Raw genomic sequence first — 284 nt, 5'->3', positions numbered from 1 at the left:
GCGCGACGTCGGCGTCGGCTCGGTCGTCACGGCGCTGCTGTTCACCGTCGGCAAGTCGCTGATCGGCTGGTACATCGGCACCAGCGCCATCGCCACCTCCTACGGCGCCGCCGGCGCGCTGATGGTCGTGCTGGTCTGGGTTTACTACTCGGCACAGATTTTCCTCTTCGGTGCCGAGATCACCCGCGCCTATTCGGTGCGGAGCGGCAGCCGGCAGGATCTCGCGCCGGTGGTGGCGGCCAGCGACGAAACGGCAAGGTCAGGCAGGTCACCGCAACCGGGCG

At 68.7% G+C, this 284-nt stretch carries 1 protein-coding gene; it reads left to right on the top strand.

The window, feature by feature from the left end:
* The coding region (locus tag EN807_RS34930; RefSeq protein WP_189522719.1) for a YhjD/YihY/BrkB family envelope integrity protein at positions 1 to 284 on the top strand (284 nt) is incomplete at both ends.

Source organism: Mesorhizobium sp. M5C.F.Ca.ET.164.01.1.1 (assembly GCF_004792125.1).
Taxonomy (GTDB): Bacteria; Pseudomonadota; Alphaproteobacteria; order Rhizobiales; family Rhizobiaceae; genus Mesorhizobium; species Mesorhizobium wenxiniae.
This window is presented reverse-complemented; position numbering and strand designations above follow the sequence as displayed.